This window comes from Boseongicola aestuarii, from assembly GCF_900184815.1.
Lineage (GTDB): Bacteria > Pseudomonadota > Alphaproteobacteria > Rhodobacterales > Rhodobacteraceae > Boseongicola > Boseongicola aestuarii.
Map to the genome: position 1 here is coordinate 80,029 of NZ_FXXQ01000008.1, position 18,407 is coordinate 98,435.

General features: G+C 60.1%; 21 protein-coding genes. 6 read left to right on the forward strand and 15 right to left on the reverse strand.

Going from position 1 to position 18,407, the window contains the following annotated elements:
- Positions 1–69: 69 nt before the first annotated feature.
- The 15 genes from purF to pyrC all read right to left on the reverse strand — a co-directional run bounded on the left by purF (position 70) and on the right by pyrC (position 14,361).
- Positions 70–1,536: an amidophosphoribosyltransferase gene (gene purF / locus BOA8489_RS12300; RefSeq protein WP_093974328.1), complete on the reverse strand. Its 1,467-nt coding sequence runs from the start codon at positions 1,534–1,536 to the stop codon at positions 70–72.
- Positions 1,537–2,240: 704 nt separating this feature from the next.
- Entirely contained in the window at positions 2,241–2,804 is a 564-nt protein-coding gene (locus tag BOA8489_RS12305; protein WP_093974329.1) for a CvpA family protein, read from the reverse strand.
- A 30-nt stretch (positions 2,805–2,834) separates the two neighbouring features.
- Positions 2,835–4,199, reverse strand: a complete 1,365-nt coding sequence (radA, locus tag BOA8489_RS12310) for a DNA repair protein RadA (RefSeq protein ID WP_093974330.1) — start codon at positions 4,197–4,199, stop codon at positions 2,835–2,837.
- Between the two features lie 31 nt (positions 4,200–4,230).
- A complete protein-coding gene (locus tag BOA8489_RS12315) occupies positions 4,231–4,677 on the reverse strand; it encodes a paraquat-inducible protein A (RefSeq protein ID WP_176440299.1) in 447 nt (148 codons plus the stop codon).
- 48 nt (positions 4,678–4,725) lie between these two features.
- A complete protein-coding gene (locus BOA8489_RS12320; RefSeq protein WP_141138290.1) occupies positions 4,726–5,520 on the reverse strand; it encodes a DNA repair protein in 795 nt (264 codons plus the stop codon).
- Positions 5,521–5,645: 125 nt separating this feature from the next.
- A complete protein-coding gene (locus BOA8489_RS12325) occupies positions 5,646–6,266 on the reverse strand; it encodes a hypothetical protein (protein WP_093974333.1) in 621 nt (206 codons plus the stop codon).
- Between the two features lie 123 nt (positions 6,267–6,389).
- Positions 6,390–7,082: an RraA family protein gene (locus tag BOA8489_RS12330; RefSeq protein WP_093974334.1), complete on the reverse strand. Its 693-nt coding sequence runs from the start codon at positions 7,080–7,082 to the stop codon at positions 6,390–6,392.
- 10 nt (positions 7,083–7,092) lie between these two features.
- A complete protein-coding gene (locus tag BOA8489_RS12335) occupies positions 7,093–7,854 on the reverse strand; it encodes an ABC transporter ATP-binding protein (RefSeq protein WP_093974335.1) in 762 nt (253 codons plus the stop codon).
- On the reverse strand, positions 7,851–8,624 hold the full coding sequence (locus BOA8489_RS12340) for an MlaE family ABC transporter permease (protein WP_093974336.1): 774 nt from the start codon (positions 8,622–8,624) through the stop codon (positions 7,851–7,853). Before BOA8489_RS12340 ends, BOA8489_RS12335 begins: the two co-directional genes overlap by 4 nt.
- On the reverse strand, positions 8,621–9,664 hold the full coding sequence (alr, locus tag BOA8489_RS12345; RefSeq protein ID WP_093974337.1) for an alanine racemase: 1,044 nt from the start codon (positions 9,662–9,664) through the stop codon (positions 8,621–8,623). Before alr ends, BOA8489_RS12340 begins: the two co-directional genes overlap by 4 nt.
- Positions 9,665–9,874: 210 nt before the next feature.
- Positions 9,875–10,021, reverse strand: a complete 147-nt coding sequence (locus tag BOA8489_RS20455; RefSeq protein ID WP_176440288.1) for a hypothetical protein — start codon at positions 10,019–10,021, stop codon at positions 9,875–9,877.
- On the reverse strand, positions 10,018–10,797 hold the full coding sequence (locus tag BOA8489_RS12350) for a DUF1194 domain-containing protein (RefSeq protein ID WP_093974451.1): 780 nt from the start codon (positions 10,795–10,797) through the stop codon (positions 10,018–10,020). Before BOA8489_RS12350 ends, BOA8489_RS20455 begins: the two co-directional genes overlap by 4 nt.
- 159 nt (positions 10,798–10,956) lie before the next feature.
- The gene (locus BOA8489_RS12355; RefSeq protein ID WP_093974338.1) at positions 10,957–12,462 is read right to left on the reverse strand and encodes a replicative DNA helicase; all 1,506 of its coding nucleotides are present in this window, start codon (positions 12,460–12,462) and stop codon (positions 10,957–10,959) included.
- A 166-nt stretch (positions 12,463–12,628) separates the two neighbouring features.
- Positions 12,629–13,309, reverse strand: a complete 681-nt coding sequence (locus tag BOA8489_RS12360) for an orotate phosphoribosyltransferase (protein WP_093974339.1) — start codon at positions 13,307–13,309, stop codon at positions 12,629–12,631.
- Positions 13,306–14,361: a dihydroorotase gene (gene pyrC / locus BOA8489_RS12365; RefSeq protein WP_093974340.1), complete on the reverse strand. Its 1,056-nt coding sequence runs from the start codon at positions 14,359–14,361 to the stop codon at positions 13,306–13,308. Before pyrC ends, BOA8489_RS12360 begins: the two co-directional genes overlap by 4 nt.
- Positions 14,362–14,530: 169 nt before the next feature.
- On the opposite strand from pyrC, the gene BOA8489_RS12370 reads away from it, so the two are divergent.
- The 6 genes from BOA8489_RS12370 (at position 14,531) to BOA8489_RS20460 (ending at position 18,406) form a co-directional block, all read left to right on the forward strand.
- Positions 14,531–15,337 carry an urease accessory protein UreD gene (locus BOA8489_RS12370; protein ID WP_093974341.1) on the forward strand — a complete coding sequence of 269 codons (807 nt, stop codon included), beginning with the start codon at positions 14,531–14,533 and terminating at the stop codon, positions 15,335–15,337.
- A 13-nt stretch (positions 15,338–15,350) separates the two neighbouring features.
- Positions 15,351–15,653, forward strand: a complete 303-nt coding sequence (locus BOA8489_RS12375; RefSeq protein WP_093974342.1) for an urease subunit gamma — start codon at positions 15,351–15,353, stop codon at positions 15,651–15,653.
- A 43-nt stretch (positions 15,654–15,696) separates the two neighbouring features.
- A complete protein-coding gene (locus BOA8489_RS12380; RefSeq protein ID WP_093974343.1) occupies positions 15,697–15,984 on the forward strand; it encodes a hypothetical protein in 288 nt (95 codons plus the stop codon).
- Between the two features lie 9 nt (positions 15,985–15,993).
- Positions 15,994–16,299: an urease subunit beta gene (locus BOA8489_RS12385; protein WP_093974344.1), complete on the forward strand. Its 306-nt coding sequence runs from the start codon at positions 15,994–15,996 to the stop codon at positions 16,297–16,299.
- An 85-nt stretch (positions 16,300–16,384) separates the two neighbouring features.
- Entirely contained in the window at positions 16,385–18,094 is a 1,710-nt protein-coding gene (gene ureC, locus BOA8489_RS12390) for an urease subunit alpha (RefSeq protein ID WP_093974345.1), read from the forward strand.
- A 153-nt stretch (positions 18,095–18,247) separates the two neighbouring features.
- Positions 18,248–18,406, forward strand: a complete 159-nt coding sequence (locus tag BOA8489_RS20460; protein ID WP_176440289.1) for a hypothetical protein — start codon at positions 18,248–18,250, stop codon at positions 18,404–18,406.
- The last annotated feature ends 1 nt before the right edge of the window (position 18,407 follow it).

Below are 18,407 nucleotides of genomic sequence, written 5' to 3' on the forward strand. Positions count from 1 at the left end.
CGCGTCATGGCCTCAGCGGTCTTTGGCGTCAAGAGGACGCGCGGCCGCTCTTGAACGACAATCGCGCGGTCATTCCGCCGCCTTCAGCGCAAAGCCTTTTTCGATCTGATCGCTGGGGGCGACGGGGTATTCGCCCGAGAAACAGGCGTCGCAATAGGCAGGTGACTTGGAATCGCGGCCCTTGGCTTCGCCGACGGCGCGGTAAAGTCCGTCAAGCGAGATGAATTTCAGCGAATCAACGCCCAGATGTTCGCGCATTTCGTCTTCGCTCATCGTCGCGGCGAGGAGTTTTTCGCGCTGCGGCGTGTCGACACCGTAAAAGCAGGGCCAGGCGGTGGGCGGCGAGGCGATGCGGAAATGCACCTCGGCGGCCCCGGCATCGAGGATCATCTCCTTGATCTTCCGGCTGGTCGTGCCGCGCACGACGCTGTCGTCCACCAAAATCACACGCTTGCCGCGAATGAGCGCACGGTTCACGTTCAGCTTGAGGCGTACACCCATGTTCCGGATTTGCTCGGTCGGCTCGATGAAGGTGCGGCCCATATACTGATTGCGGATGATGCCCATCGCATAGGGAATGCCGCTTTCCTGACTATAGCCGATGGCCGCAGGCGTGCCGCTGTCGGGCACGGGACAGACCAGGTCCGCGTCCACGGGGGCTTCGCGGGCCAGCTCGACGCCGATGGCCGAACGGGTCTCATAGACCGAGCGCCCGCCAAGGGACGAATCAGGGCGCGAAAAATAGACGTGTTCGAAGATGCAAAAACGGGATTTCTTGGCCTCGAACGGGCGGTGGCTGACCACCTCGCCGTTGGCGATCACGACCATCTCGCCGGGGTCGATCTCGCGGATGAACTCGGCACCGATGATGTCCAGGGCGCAAGTTTCCGACGCCAAAGCCCAGCCGTCGCCGATTTTGCCCAGCACAAGCGGGCGCACACCGAGGGGATCGCGCACGCCGATCAGCTTGGTGCGTGTCATGGCGACAATCGAGAACGCGCCCTCGACCCGGCGCAGCGCGTCTTTCATCCGCTCGGGGATGTTGCGCTGCAACGACCGCGCCATCAGGTGAATGATGCATTCGCTGTCGGAACTGGACTGGAAGATTGAGCCGCGCTCGATCAGCTCTTTGCGCAGGGCGTCCGCGTTGGTGATATTGCCGTTGTGCGCAATCGCGGCGCCGCCCATCGCGAACTCGCCGAAGAAAGGCTGCACGTCGCGGATTTGCGTGGCCCCTTTGGAACCAGCGGTGGAATAGCGCACATGCCCGATGCCGATCTCGCCGGGCAGGGTGTTCATCACGCTTTCGCTGGTGAAGGCGTCCCGCACCAGACCAAAGCGGCGCGCCGACGCGAAGCCGGTCTCGGGGTCATGGGTGACGATCCCGCCGGCTTCCTGGCCGCGATGTTGAAGGGCATGGAGGCCAAGCGCGATGAAATTCGCAGCTGACGTCATACCGGTGACACCAAACACCCCACATTCTTCGCGGAGCTTGTCGTCATCAAAAGGGTTCGTCGAGATCGGCAGATCGGCCATGAGGGCGTGTGACGTCCGTATAGAGCAGCGTTAGGACGTTACTTAGAGCGTGGGGTCCGACTTGTCACGGCGACAATGGACCGGATGCGACAAAAATGCGAAGACCCGCACTTTTCAGTGCGGGCCTTGCAGCGGGTGGGGCTAAAACCGTGGAACACGGCGAAACTCGTTACGACTGGCGGGTACTTTTTAAGAACTGATACCGTGTACCGCCCGCTTAGGGCGGACGCCGGTCGACGACGTGCCGATCGGCGCCCTCTTACTCAAAACACTCGTTACGCGGGCCGTTGGAACATCCGCTGTCCCGCTTACAAATACAGTTATGCCCTCTGGCGTGGGCATCAGTAGGGCGCAAACCGTGATGATCAGGGCGTCTTTGTGATGAGGGGTGTCCAGACAATTGGGCAAGATTGGACACGCGAAAGACGAAAGGCTGGATTCTTGCCGCGATGTCCGGTCGAGTGTGGTCAATCCCGGTGCGATGCGAAGTACTGTCGTCATTGAGGCGACAAAGCAGGGGGGTGAGGCGCGTTAACGGATCGGGCGTATTTGCCCTATTCCGGGGTGTTTTCCGTAGGAAACAATCTGTTTCCTTTCAAAAAGTTCGAATTTCTTTGATTTGAGCAGGAAAATCAGTATTTGCGCGCGCCTTCAAAGGTGCGATTCGGTACGGATTTCGGGGCGAATTCAGCTTGCGAGGGGAATCACTCGGGCGCGATGGAACTCCGGCTCATCAGATCTTCATAACGTGCTGCGATCCAGGCGGGTGCATCCTCTGGGATTTGCTCGGCCAGAGCGTCGGACACCTGCGCGTAAATCGCGGCCGTGCGGCTTTCGTCGACGAAGGCAAACGGCTCGGATACGATGGCGCGATCATAAAGCACCATGGCGATCGCCACCAGCAAGGCTCCGCGCAGAACGCCGAACATGAAGCCCAGCCCCTGATCAATGCCGCCAATGGCGGACCGCTGCACGATTCCCGCAAAGAGCGGCGTGAAGAACGACACAAGGATCAGCGCCACGGCAAAGACCGCTGCAAAGGCGGCAATCATCGACAATTCACCCGAACTTCCCAGGAAACTGTTCAAAACCGGGACTTCACGCATCAAAGGCTCGGCCAGTGGTGCAAAGTAGTAGGCCACCACGGTCGCAATGACCCAGCCGCCGATGGCCAGAACCTCGCGCACGAAGCCGCGCGAGTACGCCAAGACCGCGGAAAGAAGGATAAGCGCGGCGACGATACCGTCCAGAACTGTGAAGTTATCCATATCTGCCTCTGTACTTTGCCCGTTCGTCTGTCAGCCAGCGCCGAATACGTCGCCGACCAGCGCCGCGAGATCCGGCATCTTTTGAGCCGTAACGCCCGCAATAGCGCCTGTCTTGCTGCGGTCGGGGATCAAAGCGCGGGAAAATCCGAGCTTTTGGGCCTCTTTCAGACGGGTTTCCGTCTGACCGACCGGTCGCAAGCCTCCTGATAGGCTGATTTCGCCGAAAACGACAGTGCCTTCGGGCAAAGCCACGTCTTCGCGCGCCGAAAGTAGCGCCGCAGCCACAGCAAGGTCAGCTGCCGGTTCGCTGATCCGAAGGCCGCCTGCGACGTTCAGATAGACGTCGAGACCCTGAAACGGGATTCCGCATCGTGACTCCAGCACGGCCAAAATCATCGCAAGACGCCCCCCATCCCAACCCACGACCGAACGGCGCGCCTGTCCGGCAGGGGCGGGCGACACCAGCGCCTGAATTTCGCACAAGACAGGTCGCGTGCCTTCAATGCCCGCGAAAACGACCGATCCGGCGGCCGGTTTTTCGCGATCCGACAGGAACAAGGCGGAAGGGTTTGCGACTTCGGCGAGGCCTGCGCCGGTCATCTCGAACACGCCGATTTCGTCGGCAGGACCAAAGCGGTTCTTCACGGCGCGCAGGATGCGGAACTGATGCCCGCGCTCGCCTTCGAAATATAGCACGGTGTCTACCATATGCTCGACAACGCGAGGGCCGGCAATCTGGCCTTCCTTGGTGACGTGTCCGACCAGAACAACGCTGATGCCGTTCCGTTTGGCGAAGGTCGTGAGCTCGTGCGCCGCCGCGCGCACCTGACTGACCGACCCCGGCGCGCTGTCCACGGTGTCCAGCCACATGGTCTGGATCGAGTCGATGATCGCCAGATCTGGCTTTTCGGCCTCCAGCGTCGTGAGAATATCGCGAAGGTTCGTCTCGGCGGCGAGTTTCACGTCCGCGTCGCCGAGGCCAAGGCGTCTGGCCCGCAATCTGACCTGCGCTGCCGCTTCCTCGCCCGAAACATAGACGACCTTCATGCCCTGGTTCGCGAACGCCGCCGCCGCCTGTAGCAGAACCGTAGATTTCCCAATGCCCGGATCACCGCCGACCAGAATGGCCGAGGCCGCGACCAAACCGCCGCCGAGGACGCGGTCCAGTTCGCCCATCTTAGACATGGTGCGAGGCGGCGGGGCCTCGGGCGTGTCCAGCGCCGTCAAGACGACCTTTCGGCCGCGCGCAACGCCAAGGCCTTTGGCCTTGGGGCCGGTGGTCAGAGGCTTGTCCTCGGAAATGGTGTTCCAAGCCCCGCAATCATCGCAGCGCCCGGACCATTTGGAATGGACCGCACCGCAGTTCGAACAGGTAAAGGAAGCTGCTTTTGCCATGTCTCACCCATGCCCGAACGCGCGGGCGGGTTCAACTGGCCTTCGCGGCCTTCCTTTGGCGTTCAAAGAGGAATGTGATGGCGATCTGGCCCAGCACCAGCGCGCTGAACAGATAAAGTCCCCAGCCGGTTTCGACCCGTCCCAGACCGACGCCTTTTACGACGACGATATAGAGCGCGATCAGGAACACGTCTGCCATCGCCAGTTTTCCCATGATGTGCAGCGCTGGCAAAAGGCGCGGGCTGGCAAGCCGGAACTGGATTAGCGCCGTGCCGACGGATTTCATCACTGGCGCGAATATCGCGAAGAAGCTGACAAGCAAGGCCAGAACGACATCGCTTTTCCACAGCGATTGCAGGCCCGAGATGATCGAGATTTCCGAAAGTCCGAACAGCGGCAACAGCCCCGCATATAGAAGCGGCGCGAACCAGGCGACCGGGAACAAGACGAGCAGGGCCAGATTGGCGATCTTCAAAATCATGTCACTTGCTACGCTGGCCGGGAGCGGCTGCCAAGCGCTTCGCGCCTACTTTGCGACGCGTGCAGTTTTGCGGTGACGCCCGGTTGCCGAAGCCAGTCGCACGACGCTGGCTTTCGCTGCGGGCGTGGTGGGGGCCAAATCGAAGTTCGGAAGCAAGGCGTCCAGTTCGGCGCGAAGCTGTTCCAGGCGCGAGGCGGCGACGCTTTCTTCCATTTCGACAACCTCGATCAGGCGGCGCAATTCGCGGGTGACATGCAGCGCGTCCTCGATGCGGGCGTCGGTCATAGCGGCCTCGTCCCGGCGCTGGGCGAGGAAACTTTTCGCCCGCGTGACCTTGGCGTCCGAATAGCGCGCGGCAAGGTCCTCGCTGATCCGGCTCATCTGCGCGGCGACGTCCAGCACATCCGGCTCCAGTTCTCCAAGTTCGGGGTGGTTGCGCAGGTAAACGATCCGCTCGCGCACAGCGTCGAATTCAGACGACATCTGAAAAAGCCCTTCGCGGTCGGCAGCATGGGCGACCATATAGGCCTGTGTCACGTCTTCCATGCGCATCCGGAACGACCGATGCGAATTTTCGAGCGCCAGCACGCGCCAGTTCGCGGGCATGAAGGACAACAGCAGCCCTGACAGCACAAATACCGCGCCAATCAGCGCCGGAGCAATGTTGACCAGACCGCCGGACTGAAGCTGAACCAGCAGGACCGGCCATTCCGCGAACCCCGAAGCAAAGAAGAAAAGCGCAATGGCTGCGACCGCGGCCATCAACGCAAAAAAGCACATTGCTGAAATCTGAAATGCTCTTGAAACGCGCCAGAATAGACGCTGAACCTCGAGGGGCATAGCCGCTCTCCAATACTCATGAACACACACTTAGTGTCATCAAACTACATCAAATTGCGCATTTCACGAAGCGGCTGGAACGAAACAACGCGTTTCGCGAAAGTCACTTTCTGTGGATAACGCGATTATCTCTGCAAGAATGGCAGGTTGGGCAGATCGCTCATGGCGTGGGGCGGTGGCAACAAAGGGCGCATCCGCCGCTTCGAGGTGTTGGGATTGCCGCGCATACTGCGAGCAACCTCAAGAACGCTTCGGTCGTCTGGCTCGGATTTTAGCCGGGCGCTGGCCAGATCGCGGGCGTTGCGCAAGGCCGAGCGGTGCGTCTTGAAGACCGGTTTCACGGCGCTTTGGGTCTGTTGTGGCTTTGGCAGGATCGGTTCTTCCAGCATCAGGGGCGCCAGTTTTTGCTTTGGCGCTTCGCGCTTTATGGCCGCAGGGACCGCGATGGCGTCGGCGTCATATCCCGACACCCGGCCCATGCCGCACAGCACGACCGTCGCCAGCCACAAGGGCGGGCAAAGGAAGGCAAAGATCAGGAAAATCCAGAAAACGGGTTGAAAGCCAAGTGCCCAAGGCACCAGTCCCGCCGCTGTGGCGGCTGCGAAAAGACCAACGCCGGCATAGATCCAAGCGTTCAGCGTCTTGGACAACATAAGCCTGCGCATGGCAAGCCATGCGACGCCTAGAGGCAATCCAAGAAAAAAGGTCTTGGCGACCAGATTGATTATCAACGCAAGAGCGTCCATGGCAGCATCTCCGATACGGCCACCCCAGCCGCACCAAAGGCCATCTTGGTTAAAAAAGCGTTTCTTGTCGCCTATTGTTTCTGAATTGGAACTGAACTGTTGCGAACTTGCAAAACGAGCGGATCAGTCGATCCATTTTACCCGATCGCTGTCGAGCAAATCCTCATAGGACTGTGGCATCACCAATCCGTCCTTCACCGCCCTTTCGCCATCGGCTTCCAGCGTCATGATATGCGCGGCGCGCCGGGCGACTGCGTCGATCTGGTCAAAAGGCACCACGACCACGCCGTCGCGGTCCGCCACGATCATGTCCCCCGTTTCCACGTGCTGCCCGCCGATGTTCACCGGCAAACCTGCCGTTCCAGGACCGTTTTCAAACGGCGTCGAAGAGATCGACCCGGTGCACCAGACCGGCATCTGAAGGGCGATCAGGCCTGTGACATCGCGCACCGGACCATCGGTGATGATCGCAGCCACGCCGGCGTTCTTCATCATCCCGCCGAGGCTGTCACCGAATGCCGCGCAGCCCTGATGCGCGTCAAACCCATGCACCAGCACGTCGCCCGGCGTCGCGATCCGCTTGACCGCATGAAGCGCCAGCAAATCCGCGGCCCCCGTCCACACCGTCAGAGCTGGTCCGCACACACTGGAGGGCAAGGCGGCATCCAGATGGCGGATATGACCCAAGAGGGCTCCGTGCCCGTCCATTGCGTCGGATACGACAGCGGTGGGCACGCCGCTGAAAGCCTTGATCTGAGCATCGCTCGGGCGGCGGTGGGTGCGCTTGATCGTCAAAAGCGGCGGGTCTTCGTACATCGGGCTCTCCTTAGCGCACAGCTTCGATCGGACCTTCCGCGCTTCCCGTGATGAATTGCGTCAGATACGGATCGCCGCTGGTGTCCATTTCCGCGACCGGTCCGGTCCAGCGGATTTTTCCGGCGTGCAGCATCGCCACCTTGTCGGCAATGGCGCGTACCGAGGTCATGTCGTGGGTGATTGTCATGGCCGTTGCCCCCATTTCGACCACGATCTCGCGGATCAGATCGTTGATGACACCGGACATGATCGGATCCAGCCCGGTGGTCGGTTCGTCGAAAAAGATGATCTCGGGTTCGGCGGCAATCGCACGGGCCAGACCGACCCGCTTTTGCATCCCCCCCGACAATTCAGCCGGGAATTGATCGGCCACATCGGGCGTCAGACCGACACGCCGCAGCTTTTCAATCGCAATCTCGCGTGCTTCCTGCTTGGGCCGCTTCAAAGATCCGCGCAACAGACGGAACGCCACGTTCTCCCAGACATGCAGACTGTCGAACAGTGCGCCGCCCTGAAACAGCATTCCGAACCGCGCCAGAAAGGCGTCACGCTCGCGCGAGCCCTGGCGAAGCCGCGTCACATCCTGTCCCTCGACGGTGATCTCGCCCTTGTCGGGTGTGACCAGTCCCAGAACGCTTTTCAGACAGACGGATTTACCCGTGCCCGAGCCGCCGATGATCACCATGCTCTCGCCCTTGGGGATCACCAGATCGACGCCCCGAAGAACCTCTTTCGACCCGAAGGCTTTATGAACACCCTTAAGCTCGATCATCCTGCGAAAAACATCTCTGTCAGTATGAAGTTGGCCGCCAGGATCAGCACGCTGGCCGCAACCACCGCACCCTTGGTCGCCGAGCCGACGCCCGCCGCCCCCCGTTCGGACCGCATCCCGAAATAGCACCCCATCAGCGCCGCGATAAAGCCGAACACCGCGCCCTTGGAAAGGGACGAGACGATGTCGATCCATTCGAGAAAGTCGATGGTGTTGGTCAGATAGGTCGAAGCATTGAAGCCAAGTCGCTGCACTCCGACCACAAAGCCGCCCATGATCCCGATGATGTCACCGACGGCCACCAGAACTGGCATGACGACCGTTGCTGCCAGAACGCGAGGCAGGGTGAGATACTTCATCGGATGGGTCGAAAGCGTCACCAGCGCGTCGATCTGCTCGGTCACTTTCATCGTGGCGATCTCGGCTGCCACCGACGAGGTGACCCGCGCGGCGATCATCAAGCCGACCAGCACTGGCCCCAGTTCGCGCACCATGCCGATGGCGACGATCTGCGGCACCACCGCTTCCGCCGAAAAGCGCGCGCCCCCGGCATAAATCTGCAAGGCCAGCGCGCCGCCGGTGAAAATCGTCGTCAACCCGACCACGGGCAGGGAATTCCAGCCGATCTGCAGGATTTGCACGCCGAATTCGCGCGGATACCATGGCGGGCGCGCCAGGTGGCTGACAGTGTCGAAAGCAAAGATCGACACACGTCCGACCGCCGCCAGAGCGCCCAGAACGAAAGCCCCTATCGCGGCCAGAAACGTCAATGCTCACCTCGGTAATGGCGTCCATAACGATGCCCGAGCGAGGTCAGGATCTCATACCCGATGGTCCCTGCCGCCTCGGCCAGATCATCGACGCCCTGATGCGGCCCCAAGATTTCCACCGCTTCGGGCAACTCGTCCAAGTGTGTCACATCGACTGTGATCAAATCCATCGATACGCGTCCCACGACCGGGCATGGCACATCGCCGGCGAAAACTTTTGCCCCTTTTCCCATCGCGCGGATCAGCCCGTCGGCATATCCGGCCGCGATCGTCGCGATCTGCCGCTCGATATCGGCTTGCCAGGCGTTTCCGTAACCGACCGTTTCGAACGGACGCACGGTGCGCGTCTGCACCACCGGAACCGACAGACGCACGACCGCAGCGGCGTCAGCAAACGGCATCCCGCCGTAAAGCCCGATGCCGGGCCGCACGAGGTCGAAATGATACGCCTCGCCCATTAATATGCCGCCGGTGGCCGCCAGCGAGCGACGCGCAACGCCGTCCGTCATGTCATGGAACGTGCGCAATTGCTGATGGTTCATCGGATGATCAGCCTCATCGGCGCAGGCCAGATGCGAGATCACCAGGCGCGGTCCCGCCGCCATCAGATCGCCGCGCAGCGCGGCCCAGTCATCGGCTTCCAGGCCCAGACGGTTCATGCCTGTGTCCAGTTGCACCCCGAACGACGCGCCGGGCGTGTCGGCAAAATGACGCGCGACCTGCTCGGGACTGCTCAGCATCGGGATCAACCCGGCAGACTGAATAACCGCGCCATCGCCCGACATATGTCCCGAAAAGACGTAGATATCGGCGTCTCCGCCCACGGCCTTGCGCACCGCCAGACCTTCATCGGCTATCGCCACGAAGAAGCTCTGCGCGCCTTCTCGCTGAAGTCGCCGCGCCACGCGCGTGACGTCCAGCCCATAACCGTTGGCCTTCACCACCGCGGCGGTCTCGACATGCCCCGAAGACATGGCGTTCAGCGCCCGCCAATTGGCGGCGACGGCATCCAGATCAATGAAAAGCTCGGCGGCACTCATGGGTAACGGTGTCCGACAAGGCGCGAGGGGCGTCAAGCCAAAAGCCCGCTCAGATCCCGGCCGCAAACTGTTCCATTAACCAGAAATGGCCGAAGGTGAACGCTCTGACGACCGCCACATGAAACGCCAGCCACCGTTTGGGCAATACCCTGAAGCGCCTTGCAAACTGGATCGAAGCAAAACGCCAGACCACCGAAAAAGCAACGAAACTCAGCGCCCAATATCCCGACCGAAACATAGTAAACGGATCATCGAGGCATCCAGAACCGTCAGCACAATGATCGCCACGACGCAATCGGGTAAACAAGCGATGTCATCAGCAAGACCGTCCGCGCCCTTCAACACGACATCCGTCACGGTATTTCCCGCGACCGCCGGATTTTTTCGCCGATCAGACAGTCATAATCCGGGTCCAGATGATATCCCGCCAAAGCGGCCTCCAACGGCCCGGCCAACTCCAACACCAGCTTTCTGCGCACCGCCATCGGAAAGTCCTCCCAGGCCAGCACCGGAATGACAAACGCACCGGGCCCGCCAATGACACAGTTCTGATAGTAGACATCCAGATCCGCGATGCCCCACAGGCTGGTCTCGTCCCAGGTCATCAAAGGCAACCCGTTTATCACCACCCCTGCATCGACGGCGGCATCCCGCGCCCGGCGCACGGGGCGCCCGTCATTGTTTGGCCCGTCGCCCGAGACATCAATGACCTGTCGTAAACCAATGAAATCGTTGGACTCCATATCTGCCGCCGCAAATCGGATCGCTCCCGAAATCGACGTCCTCTGCAAGCCGATCGGATTGCTCCAAAGCAAGGCATCCGCCACTATCTCGGCCTTGTCCAACCCATCAATCACCGTCCAGGGCACGATGACGGCATTGGTGCCATCGCCGGCCCACTCGACATAGGTGATCGCGATCTTGCCGATAAATCCGTTCCGAATTACGCCCAGAACCTCGTCCGAAACCAATGCCTCTGCATAGCCGCGACGCTGAATCTCCAACTCCGACGGCGACATCGAACGTGAGACATCCACCATCAGTGCCAACTCGACATCCACCTCGACCGGCGCGGCCAAAAGCGCAGTCGATCCCAAAACCCCGGATAGCGCGATCGCAAACAAAAATCTCATGACCCAAAGACGCCAAACACCAGGCGCAAAGTCCAATCAATTCTTCACTGACCCGAGTGCTTCACCCTTTCTTAAATACCAGATGCACCACATCGGCGGACAGCACACCTCTCATGCCTTCGCGCTCGCCTCCCCAAGGACACCCACCGAAAAATCGCGTCAGAACCCGACATCGCCCCCACCGCCGCCGCCCTGTTGCCAGGGCTTCACGAGGTTGCCAAAGCGCGTGAAACGGCCCTCGAACGACAATTCGACCGTTCCGATCGGCCCGTGACGCTGCTTGCCGATCACAACCTCGGCGCGTCCGTGCAGGCGCTCCATCTCTTCCTGCCACTTCGCCATGGCTTCAAGTTCATGATCGCCAGGCTTTTCGCGTTCCTTGTAGTATTCCTCGCGGAACACAAACATCACCACGTCCGCGTCCTGCTCGATCGATCCCGATTCGCGCAAATCCGAAAGCTGAGGCCGCTTGTCCTCGCGGTTTTCCACCTGACGCGAAAGCTGTGATAGCGCGATGACCGGAATATCCAGTTCCTTGGCGATCGCCTTCAAACCTTGCGTGATTTCAGAAACTTCGTTCACACGGCTGTCTTTGGCGGTCGCGGGCCGCACCAGTTGCAGATAATCCACGATCAGCACGTCCAGCCCGTGTTCACGCTTCAGGCGGCGCGCGCGCGCCGCCAACTGGCTGATCGGCAAGGCGGGCGTGTCGTCGATATAGAGCGGACAGGCCTCTAGGGCCTTGGCAGCTTCGACAAACCGGCGGAACTCTGCCTCGGTCATGTCGCCGCGCCGGATTTGCTCGGAGGGCACTTCCGAGGCTTCCGACAGGATGCGCGCCGCCAGTTGTTCGGCCGACATCTCAAGGGAATAGAAGCCGACAACACCGCCATCGACCGCGCCTTCGGTGCCGTCAGGCTTCATCCCGCGCTTATAGGCCTTGGCCACGTTGAACGCGATATTGGTCGCCAGCGAGGTTTTTCCCATCGACGGACGACCTGCCAAAATCAACAAGTCCGACTTGTGCAAGCCGCCCAGCTTCTTGTCCATGTCCGTCAGACCGGTCGATACTCCTGACATCCCGCCTTCGCGCTGATAAGCGGCATTCGCCATATTAACAGCGTCGGTTACTGCACTGAGAAAGCTCTGAAACCCTTGATTGACCTGTCCGGCTTCGGCCAGTTTATACAAGGCCTGTTCGGCGTCCACGATCTGCTCGCGCGGTTCAGACTGCACTTCGACGCGCGCGGCCTTCTCGGCGATGTCTCGGCCCAAATCCATCAGTTTGCGACGGATCGCGAGGTCATATATCATTTGCGCGTAGTCACGCGCGGCAAATGATGAAATCGCCGCCCCGGCAAGCCGCACCAGATAGTTCGGCCCGCCCAGTTCCTTCAGACCCGGATCGTCCTCCAGAAAGGCTTTCAGCGTTACTGGCGAGGCAAGCGCATTCTTTGCGATTCGCGCCGAGGCGATCTCATAGATTCGGGCATGAACCGGATCGTAAAAATGGGTTTCATTGATCACGCCGGCGACGCGGTCAAACACGTCGTTGTTGGTCAAGATAGCGCCCAGAAGCTGCTGTTCGGCCTCGATATTATGCGGGACGATTTCGGTCTCGCCTTTGTCCACTTCGCCTGTCCGGATCGTTGAGATCTCGTTCATCCTGCCCTCACACCAAAGGTCCCCACAACGTCCAGATGGCATACGCGCAAACGCAAGCCCGCGTCTATCTGGATATCCTGTGGACAGCCTGTGGACGCTTTCGGGGACGCTTCATATTGCGCCCCGGAAGGGCCTCACGTCAACATCGTGTGGAATTAGCGCGAAATTAATTTCCCGCGCGCGCGTCCTGCCAGCGTCGCGGAGCGCGCAGAAAAGCCTCGACTTCCGAGAGGGTTTCGTCGTCGAAAGCACCACTTTCGCGCGCCTCGGTCAGGACGTCCCACCAGGTGCAAAGGTGGTGCAGGGTAACCCCGTGATCGGCAAGTGTCTGGATCGTCTCGGGAAAAATCCCGTAATAGAAAATCACCGCTGTATGACCGCAAGTCGCGCCTGTCTCGCGGATCGCATCGACGAAGGACAGTTTCGAGCCGCCGTCCGTGGTCAAATCCTCGACCAGCAACACCCTCTCGCCTTCGGTCATTACGCCTTCGATTCGCGCGTTGCGGCCATATCCTTTGGGTTTCTTGCGCACATAGGTCATTGGCAGGGCCATGCGTTCGGCCACGAGGGCGGCAAACGGAATGCCCGCAGTTTCACCGCCCGCGATATTGTCGAACGCCTCGAATCCGGCGTTTCGCATCACGGTGACAGTCAGAAAATCCATCAGGGTCGCGCGAATGCGTGGATAGGAAATCAGCTTGCGACAATCGATATAGGTTGGTGAGGGCAGGCCCGACGCCAGCGTGAACGGCTCTTTGGCATTGAAATGCACCGCGCCAATTTCCAAAAGCATGCGCGCCGAAAGCCGGGCAATTTCGTCCTGTGTGGGATAGCTGGTCGGGATCATTCGTCTGCTCCGTTGTCGCGCACATGCCAGTGAAGCGGGCGTCCGGCGTCAAACACCGTCACCGGACCCGCGCCGGTTTCAATCTGTCTGGGCCAGTCAAGGGCCGCGCCCTTTTCCAGCGTGATCGTCTCGACGTTCACCGGCAGCCCATAAAAAAGCGGCCCGTTAACCGAGGTAAACGCCGCCAGTTTGTCCAAGGCGCCGGCCTCCTCGAAGACCTCTGCAAGACAGGACAAGGCCACAGGTGCTGTGAAACATCCCGCGCATCCACAGGCGTTTTCCTTGGTATGGGTCGCATGAGGTGCCGAGTCGGTGCCAAGGAAAAACCTTTGATCCCCGCCGGTTGCGGCTTTCACCAGGGCTTCGCGGTGACGGCGGCGCTTCAGAATCGGCAGGCAGTAGTAATGCGGCCTGATCCCGCCGACCAGCATATCGTTCCGCTCCAGCATCAGGTGTTGCACTGTGATGGTCGCACCCAGATCGTCGCCGCCTTCACTGGCATAGGCGGCAGCTTCAGCCGTGGTGATATGTTCCATCACGACGCGCAAGCCGGGCGTGGCGCGCCGGATCGGATCGAGAACTTCCTCGATAAACACCGCCTCGCGATCGAAGATGTCGATTTCTCCGCGTGTCACTTCGCCATGCACGCAAAGCGGCAGGCCGATCTCGGCCATTCGCTCCAACACGCTGCGAACATTATCGAAATTCGATACGCCGCTGGCGGAATTTGTTGTCGCGCCCGCCGGATAAAGTTTGACCGCCTTGACCAGACCGCTTGCAAAGGCATGGGCCACATCGTCAGGATCGGTCGCTTCGGTCAGGTAAAGCGTCATCAGCGGATCGAACGTGGCGCCCTCGGGCAGGGCAGCCATGATCCGGTCGCGATAGGCTGCGGCCTGCGCGCCGGTCACGACGGGCGGCACAAGGTTCGGCATCACGATGGCGCGGGCGAAATGGCGCGCGGACCAAGGAAGAACGCCTTCCATCATGGCTCCGTCGCGCAGATGGAGATGCCAATCGTCGGGGCGGGGGAGTGTCAGTGTCGAGGTCATGAATGTGGCTTAGCCGAAGCCGTTTCCAAGCGCCAGCCTCTAGCCGTGCGCCTAAATATTAAGCAGCAAGCCAGAAATCCGCGCGCTGCCGGCGAAGAATGGCCCGGATGGATTGCGACCAGGTTTCGGCGCGTTAACACTAATTTGGAAACAAGCCAAAAAAGACCCGATGCTCGACACTGTTCACCCAATTCATCAACGCAGCAGGGGCGCGGCCCGGGTCGTGCTTGGGCGCGCGGGGGCGGTGGTGGACTTGTTCCAGCAGGGCTCGGCCAAGGCCATTCTTCCACGCGTTCACACAAGCATTCCGGAGGTCGTATTCCTGAACACTTCCGGCGGTCTTACCGGCGGCGACAGGTTGTCATTCGCTCTTGAAATCGCGGCGGAAACTACCGTCATGGCCGCCACGCAGACCGCCGAGCGCGCCTATGCAAGCAGCGCCGGGACGGCGGACGTCGACGTCCAAATCCATGTCGGCGAAGACGCTTTTTGCCTCTGGATGCCGCAGGAAACCATTCTTTTCGAACATGCCTCCCTGAACCGGAAAACCACCGTCACACTGGCGAAAAGTGCCCGTTACCTCGGTGTTGAAACGCTTGTCCTTGGTCGCGCGGCGATGCAGGAGACACCGCGAAATCTGGTTTTGAATGACCTGCGCCACGTCATGGCGGGCGATGGCACGCCCCTTCACGCCGAACAGATCGCGTTGACGCCGCAGACGCTTTTGCAGCGCGAAAACAGGGCTGGATTGGCTGGGCATTCGGTCTTTGCAAGTTTGGTCTACATCGCGCCCGATGCCTCGGATCGACTGATCCAGGTGCGTCGGATCATCGGCAACAAAGGCGCCGCAAGTGCTTGGGGCAACCGCCTGATTGTCCGCGTCGAGGGCGATGATAGCTGGAACGTCCGGTGCATTTTAATACCTGTTATCAAGGCGTTGGGCATATGTGACGTGCCGCGCGTCTGGCAAACCTGAACGGAAAGAAAACATGAATTTGACCCCCCGTGAAAAGGATAAGCTTTTGATCTCGCTGGCGGCGATGGTTGCGCGCGGCCGGCTGTCGCGCGGGGTGAAACTGAACCACCCCGAAGCGATCGCGCTGATTACGGATTTTGTCGTGGAGGGCGCGCGCGATGGGCGCTCGGTGGCCGATTTGATGCAGGCGGGCGCCCATGTGATCACCAAGGAGCAATGCATGGAAGGCATCCCCGAGATGATCCACGATGTGCAGGTCGAGGCGACATTTCCCGACGGCACAAAACTTGTCACCGTGCATCACCCGATCCGATGAAACCTGCTAGACTGTCGCAACACATGTTTGAGGAGGAAACACCATGTTTGGGACTTTGATCCTGGGTATCGCGGCTGGCGCACTGGCGCCCTACGCGGAGCCGAAAGTGAAATCCGCGCTTGAAAACATTTTGCTTGATGACGTGCCGGCGAGCCCGATCGAGATGCGGCTTTTTGCCTTTGCTGTCTGCCTCGTCGCCGCCGCCATTTTGTCGATGATTTTCTCCGAACCGCACGCGGCACCTCTCGCAATCGGCGCGGCCATAGGCATCTTTGGCCCGCGAATAGTGGACAAATGGAACGCTTCGAAAAACCCTGATTATGATAGTTAAGGAAGATGAATGATTCCCGGTGAATTTTTCCCCGCTGACGCTGAAATCACCCTCAATGAGGGGGCTGAAAGCCTTCGATTGATGGTCGCCAATACCGGTGATCGCCCTGTGCAGGTCGGCAGTCACTATCACTTTGCCGAAACCAACGCCGGGCTTGAATTCGACCGAGATGCTGCGCGCGGCATGAGGCTTGATATTGCCGCAGGCACGGCAGTCCGCTTCGAGCCGGGCCAACGGCGCGAGGTGCAGCTTGTGCGCTTTGGTGGCGCGCGAAAGGTCTTCGGGTTCAATCAAAAGGTCATGGGAGAACTGTGATGAAATCCTGCCCGCCATCGCGGCCATTAACCTTCATTAATGGGTCCGATCAAATCCTGTCCCGACGCGAAGGATACATCTGAAAATGCCCGTTCAAATCTCGCGCGCCGCCTATGGCGACATGTATGGCCCGACCACCGGCGATCGTCTGCGTCTTGCCGATACCGATCTCATCATCGAGGTTGAGCGTGACCTCACGACCTATGGCGAAGAGGTCAAATTCGGCGGCGGCAAGGTGATCCGTGACGGTATGGGGCAGGCGCAAACCACGCGCGCCGAAGGGGCCGTCGATACCGTGATCACCAACGCGCTGATCGTCGACCATACCGGCATCTACAAAGCCGACGTCGGACTGCGTGACGGCAGAATCCACAAGATAGGCAAGGCCGGAAACCCCGACACTCAAAACGGCGTCAACATCATCATTGGACCCGGAACCGAAGCCATCGCTGGCGAGGGGCGCATTCTGACCGCAGGCGGATTCGACGCGCATATCCATTGGATTTGTCCGCAACAAATCGAAGATGCGCTGCACTCGGGGATGACAACGATGCTGGGCGGCGGCACGGGCCCGGCGCATGGAACGCTTGCCACCACCTGCACACCGGGGCCGTGGCATATCGGTCGGATGCTACAGGCGATGGACGATGTGCCGATGAATATAGCGCTGTCCGGCAAGGGCAACGCATCCTTGCCGGCGGCCCTTCATGAAATGGTTAACGCAGGCGCTGCTGCTCTTAAACTCCATGAAGATTGGGGCACGACGCCCGGTGCAATCGACTGCTGTCTGAACGTCGCGGATCAGATGGACGTCCAGGTCATGATCCACACCGATACCCTGAACGAAAGCGGTTTTGTCGAGAACACGATTGCCGCAATCGACGGTCGGGCGATCCACGCATTTCACACCGAGGGCGCTGGCGGAGGACATGCGCCGGACATCATCAAAGTCTGTGGATTGCCAAATGTCATCCCCAGTTCCACCAACCCGACGCGCCCCTACACGGTGAACACGCTTGAAGAGCACCTCGACATGCTTATGGTGTGTCACCACCTCGACAAGGCCATCCCCGAGGACGTCGCCTTTGCCGAAAGCCGCATCCGTCGCGAGACAATTGCTGCGGAAGATATCCTACACGACATGGGCGCATTTTCGATCATTGCGTCCGACAGTCAGGCTATGGGCCGCGTCGGCGAAGTTGCGATCCGTACCTGGCAAACCGCTGATAAGATGAAGAAACAACGCGGACGTCTGGCCGAGGAAACCGGAGAAAACGATAACCTTCGGGTCCGTCGCTACATCGCGAAATATACGATCAACCCGGCAATTGCGCACGGAATTGGCGCACATATCGGGTCTGTCGAGGAAGGCAAACGTGCCGATCTGGTGCTGTGGGATCCAGCGTTTTTTGGCGTGAAACCCGAGATGGTTCTGCTTGGCGGTTCAATCGTCGTCGCGCAAATGGGCGATCCGAATGCCTCGATCCCGACGCCGCAGCCAGTCTATTCGCGCCCAATGTTCGCCAGCATGGGACGCGCGGTGCAACGCAGCGCCGTGGCGTTCCTCAGCAAGGCCGCGACCGACGCCGGAGTGGCCGAAAGCCTTGGTATGTTCCGCGATACGCTGGCGGTCCAAAACTGCCGCAACATCGGCAAAAAGGACATGGTTCTGAACGATACCATGCCGTTCATAGAGGTTAACCCCGAAACCTATGAAGTGCGCGCCGACGGTCAGCTTTTGGTCTGCGAACCGGCCGAAGTCTTGCCGATGGCCCAGCGATATTTCATGTTCTGATGCCAGCGCTCTCTCAGACGTCACCTCGGATCTCGGCCAGCCGTGCAGGAAACGCATGGCGGGGTTGTGATCTTGGCAGTTGTTCCGCGATCAGATCGCTACCACATAGCCGGGATCAATATGATCAAAACTCAAACCCCCCAGAGGTGTCCAATGGTATCCCGTGCTTTTTTCGTAAGCGTCATGTCCGCTCTCGCGCCGACCAGCCGTTTCAAAGATCTGTTCGCCATGAGCGACAATCAACTGGCCGCGCGTGGCTACGACCGCAATGGTCTTGCCCGCAGCCACATCACCGGCATCGCCGGCTTCTGAA

What these genes read in the sequence shown, in the direction of transcription:
- BOA8489_RS12320 (WP_141138290.1), bottom strand. Translation starts at nt 5,520, where the DNA reads ATGCCCCTCGAGGTTCAGCGTCTATTCTGGCGCGTTTCAAGAGCATTT.
- BOA8489_RS12375 (WP_093974342.1), top strand. Translation starts at nt 15,351, where the DNA reads ATGAATTTGACCCCCCGTGAAAAGGATAAGCTTTTGATCTCGCTGGCG.
- purF (WP_093974328.1), bottom strand. Translation starts at nt 1,536, where the DNA reads ATGGCCGATCTGCCGATCTCGACGAACCCTTTTGATGACGACAAGCTC.
- BOA8489_RS12385 (WP_093974344.1), top strand. Translation starts at nt 15,994, where the DNA reads ATGATTCCCGGTGAATTTTTCCCCGCTGACGCTGAAATCACCCTCAAT.
- BOA8489_RS20460 (WP_176440289.1), top strand. Translation starts at nt 18,248, where the DNA reads ATGGTATCCCGTGCTTTTTTCGTAAGCGTCATGTCCGCTCTCGCGCCG.
- BOA8489_RS12370 (WP_093974341.1), top strand. Translation starts at nt 14,531, where the DNA reads ATGCTCGACACTGTTCACCCAATTCATCAACGCAGCAGGGGCGCGGCC.
- pyrC (WP_093974340.1), bottom strand. Translation starts at nt 14,361, where the DNA reads ATGACCTCGACACTGACACTCCCCCGCCCCGACGATTGGCATCTCCAT.
- BOA8489_RS12325 (WP_093974333.1), bottom strand. Translation starts at nt 6,266, where the DNA reads ATGGACGCTCTTGCGTTGATAATCAATCTGGTCGCCAAGACCTTTTTT.
- BOA8489_RS12305 (WP_093974329.1), bottom strand. Translation starts at nt 2,804, where the DNA reads ATGGATAACTTCACAGTTCTGGACGGTATCGTCGCCGCGCTTATCCTT.
- BOA8489_RS12355 (WP_093974338.1), bottom strand. Translation starts at nt 12,462, where the DNA reads ATGAACGAGATCTCAACGATCCGGACAGGCGAAGTGGACAAAGGCGAG.
- alr (WP_093974337.1), bottom strand. Translation starts at nt 9,664, where the DNA reads ATGAGTGCCGCCGAGCTTTTCATTGATCTGGATGCCGTCGCCGCCAAT.
- BOA8489_RS12330 (WP_093974334.1), bottom strand. Translation starts at nt 7,082, where the DNA reads ATGTACGAAGACCCGCCGCTTTTGACGATCAAGCGCACCCACCGCCGC.
- radA (WP_093974330.1), bottom strand. Translation starts at nt 4,199, where the DNA reads ATGGCAAAAGCAGCTTCCTTTACCTGTTCGAACTGCGGTGCGGTCCAT.
- BOA8489_RS12380 (WP_093974343.1), top strand. Translation starts at nt 15,697, where the DNA reads ATGTTTGGGACTTTGATCCTGGGTATCGCGGCTGGCGCACTGGCGCCC.
- BOA8489_RS12350 (WP_093974451.1), bottom strand. Translation starts at nt 10,797, where the DNA reads ATGAGATTTTTGTTTGCGATCGCGCTATCCGGGGTTTTGGGATCGACT.
- ureC (WP_093974345.1), top strand. Translation starts at nt 16,385, where the DNA reads ATGCCCGTTCAAATCTCGCGCGCCGCCTATGGCGACATGTATGGCCCG.
- BOA8489_RS12335 (WP_093974335.1), bottom strand. Translation starts at nt 7,854, where the DNA reads ATGATCGAGCTTAAGGGTGTTCATAAAGCCTTCGGGTCGAAAGAGGTT.
- BOA8489_RS12360 (WP_093974339.1), bottom strand. Translation starts at nt 13,309, where the DNA reads ATGATCCCGACCAGCTATCCCACACAGGACGAAATTGCCCGGCTTTCG.